Origin of the sequence: Brevundimonas sp., assembly GCF_044239655.1 — a bacterium.
In the GTDB taxonomy this organism is placed as follows: domain Bacteria; phylum Pseudomonadota; class Alphaproteobacteria; order Caulobacterales; family Caulobacteraceae; genus Brevundimonas.
Map to the genome: position 1 here is coordinate 1 of NZ_JBIIAY010000222.1, position 3,645 is coordinate 3,645.

Consider the following 3,645-nt stretch of genomic DNA (forward strand, 5'->3'; position numbering starts at 1 on the left):
GGAAGCCATTTCGTCCAGTGCTGTAGGATTGCCTTCTCAAAGGACTGGTGCCGCTTACAGGACTCGAACCTGTGACCCCCGCATTACGAAGAACATTTCTTCAAATAAATCATTGATATTAAAGGGTTTTTCTTACGTTTCACCCTTGCATCACAAACCAACCAATCCCACGATTTCTTATAATTTTCAATCAGTTATAGGTAAAAATTGCAGTTCATTTTGACCCTAGTCGGGTCTTTCACTAACAGCTGAATTGGAATTACCGCCAACGGCAGTTCCGGTCATCCCAGCTTCCCCGTACACACTTTCACTGCTACCTACTTTGGAAGTGGTTCGGACGGGGCTGGAGTAAGTGTTGAACGAAAATGCAGATACAAACAGCGGATCGCTAATCAGCGACGTTGCTGGATTAGGCAAAATCGCAACACAAATTGTTGAGGCTTTCACCCGAGCGACGGGGGCCCTCTACCGTCCGCGAGCTATCCGTAGCGAAGCGGAGGCAAAGGCGCATGAGATTATTGTGCTAGCGGACGCGCAGTCAAAAGCGAACGCCATTACCAGACTCGGCGCTGACGAAATCGAATTCCAAATTCAAAAGCGGGCTGCTCACCGCGTGGTCGCAACGGCAGTCCAAGAGCAGATGAATCTTGAGAACATCATAGAGGCCAGTCTTGCATTGACCTCACCGTCTCTCGACGAGGCGACGAAGCCGTTCGATAACGGCTGGTTCGCCCGCTTCATGGACGGCGCCAGAAGCGTATCGCATTCAGAACTCCAGCAGGTTTGGTCAGCGATACTAACTCGGCAAGCCCGCGATGGGCAATTCAGCCTAAGGCTCCTGGATTGTGTGAAAAACCTTGAGTCCGAAGATGTGAGAGCCTTCGAGAAGTTCGTCTGGATTAAGCGGGCCTGGAGCACAATCCTCACCTGGCCCGACTTCTTAGGGGTGTCTAGGTATCACGACTGCCGACTCCTCAGCAGCGAAGAGGCGGATCGTTTGATTGATGCGGGCCTCATCGAGCATGGAATCTACATTGCAGCTAAGAGTGTCGTGCCACCCGTCTCGGTGAGAATCAAACTGATGGGCCGCCTCTACGATGTGACTGCACAGGGTGACACGATTGGACTCCATAACCTTAGCTATACCCGTGTGGGGAAGGAACTAGAAACAGTCGTTGCCATTGCTCCCGCGACGATGATAGCGGAACTATCCGAAAAATCTGAAGAATTCCTCAAAGGAGTTGCCAGCTCCGTCAAGCGTGATAAATTGACTTTTAAGCTAGTCGATAATCAGAATTGAGCAGTCTTTAAACAAGAGCCGTTGCGAGATCGCTACGGCATTTGTTCATCCGATTTGCTCAAGATCATCAAATGCCATACTCAGCGTTGTTTTCGGCTTCGGATAAGCGCGCTGGAGCATTTCCTTGAACTGCTTCCAGTTTGTGGATGCGCGCATCAAGGCAACTACGCCCGCAAGATGCGTCTGAAGCTCTGGAATGCCATGCCCGGTCGTCAGATAGCGATGGAGGTGGTGCCTTAACTTCCCTTCATCATCGCGGCCGGCGTAATCTTCCAACTGCTCCTTAAGACCGGGGCCAAGGCGACCATAGATAATATCATTGGTCCACAAGCCTATGACACCGGGGCGTTTGACCGAACCCGGATCATACGGCCAGCCATTAAGCTCGAAAATTCGCTTATAATACTCGTCAGGGAACTGCTTGCGCCAAGGCTGCAATTCCTTGGCCAGCCATTGATTAAGGATAGTTTCAAGGGCATTCTTGGCGCGTATCTGCTGGTAGCCAGTCACCTCATCGACCAAGCCAACGATGCCAACACGGGCGAGGCCACGTGTTAGGATTTCGCATTGCTGCGCGAACCGAAGCTGCTGCTTCTGGAGAACACCAGCTTGACGTGCTGCCAAGATAGCTTCGCACAGCTCGACAAGGATTTCAGCCGGATAGCCATACGCCTTGCCACCGCTTGTGGTAATAAAAACCAAAGGGTTATGGATTCGGTCAGTTAGCTCATTGGAAACGAATGGCTTAAGCAGCTTTCTGGACACAAAAAGCTCAAGCCGATTCATGCCCGCAACCATTGATCCGCCGCGAGCCAGTCCAATGCCTTCGGAAAGGCCGGAGACAGTGAGAACGCGCGTCTCATCTTCTAATACATAGCAGGGGATCGAAATATCCCCGATCACGATTGGCTTATCGTGGGACCCACAGATAGCCTTCGGTAATTCTTCCCGCGTAGGATCAGCTTTCGCCCATCGTGCCTGCGCTCCAGCGACAGCCCTAGCCTTCCGCGCTTCTGGTGACAGCCGCTGGGCCGCAATCGTGCCCCCTTTGCTTTGCCTGCTCATGCGAATCCTCATGCTTACTACAGCAAGCATATCATTTATGCTTAGTGAAGCAAGCATGGCTATCCGGTAACGCGCAGCGGTGTTAAAGGTTTTCTGGTTTTCCCCGTCAAACGCTTGGCCAAGACGCTGGAGACGATATCTAGCGATCGATAATCGAGAGACAGTTAGCATGGAGGCATTGTGGCGGACAACAATCAGGTGACGCGGTATGACCGTTACGTAGAGGAGATCAGCGAGGACGTCACGGAGACCGTCAAATCGATGGGTTGCCAGCCCATCCTGTTCATCGGTTCTGGCTTGCCTCGTCGCTACATGAACGCTCCTAGCTGGGACGAGCTGTTGAGCCACCTAGCGTCGGAGTGTTCAGCCATTGATAAGGGTCTTGGCTTCTACAAACAGTCGCTTAAGACGCCGATGAGGATCGGTGACGAATTCGCCCGCCTCTATCAGGAATGGGCATGGGACGCCGGACATAACGAGTTCCCAGAAACCATGTTCGGCGAGGATGTGGATTCTCAAGCCTATCTCAAATTCAAGATTGCTGCACATCTGAGCAGCTTAACGCCTCAATCGCTTGCCGATTTAGGCGCCGACGAACACAAGTCCGAGATCGAGGCACTGTGCAAAATCAAGCCTCACGCAATCATAACCACCAATTATGACCAGATGATCGAAATGGTGTTTCCCGACCACGAACCGATTGTGGGCCAGCAGATACTTCGCGGCCAACAGCTATCCGTAGGCGAGGTATACAAAATTCACGGATCGATCGAAGACCATGATAGCATCGTGTTCACTCAGGCCGACTACGATCAATTTGCGAAAAAGAAGAAGTTCCTTAGCGCCAAGCTTCTCACCTTCTTCAACGAACATCCCGTTCTTTTTATCGGCTACAGTGCGTCCGATCCCAACATCAAGTCGATCCTTTCGGACATTGACGAGGCGCTGCCAGTCAAAGGCGGAGTTATTCCGAACGTCTATATTCTGGAATGGAACCATGATGTTGGGCCAGACAGCAATCCTGCGCGTGAGAAGGTCATCGCCACCGACGAGGACCGCAGTATCCGGGTAAAACTGATTGAAGCTGCTGACTTCGGCTGGGTGTTTAATGCTTTTGCCGCCAATCCTGTGTTGAACGACGTCAATCCCAAAGTGCTGCGAGCCCTGATCGCGCGATCCTACAATCTTGTGCGACATGATATTCCGACCATGACCGTCGAAGCCGATTTTAAAATGCTTACTCAAGCCGTGGAGGATTCCAACAGCTTCGCCAATCTCTT

The 3,645-nt window shown here is 51.7% G+C and carries 3 protein-coding genes; 2 read left to right on the forward strand and 1 reads right to left on the reverse strand.

Annotated elements, in window-relative coordinates:
* Nucleotides 1–355 precede the first annotated feature (355 nt).
* Complete coding sequence (locus tag ACILQR_RS16590) at nucleotides 356–1,300, forward strand: DUF2806 domain-containing protein (protein WP_395652463.1); 945 nt, start codon at nucleotides 356–358, stop codon at nucleotides 1,298–1,300.
* Nucleotides 1,301–1,345: 45 nt separating this feature from the next.
* Here ACILQR_RS16590 and ACILQR_RS16595 read toward each other — a convergent pair whose 3' ends face one another.
* Nucleotides 1,346–2,203 (reverse strand): P63C domain-containing protein, encoded by an 858-nt coding sequence (locus tag ACILQR_RS16595; protein WP_395652464.1) that lies wholly within the window; start codon nucleotides 2,201–2,203, stop codon nucleotides 1,346–1,348.
* A gap of 342 nt (nucleotides 2,204–2,545) precedes the next feature.
* On the opposite strand from ACILQR_RS16595, the gene ACILQR_RS16600 reads away from it, so the two are divergent.
* Nucleotides 2,546–3,645 (forward strand): SIR2 family protein (locus ACILQR_RS16600; protein WP_395652465.1); only part of this gene is annotated, 1,100 nt, incomplete at its 3' end.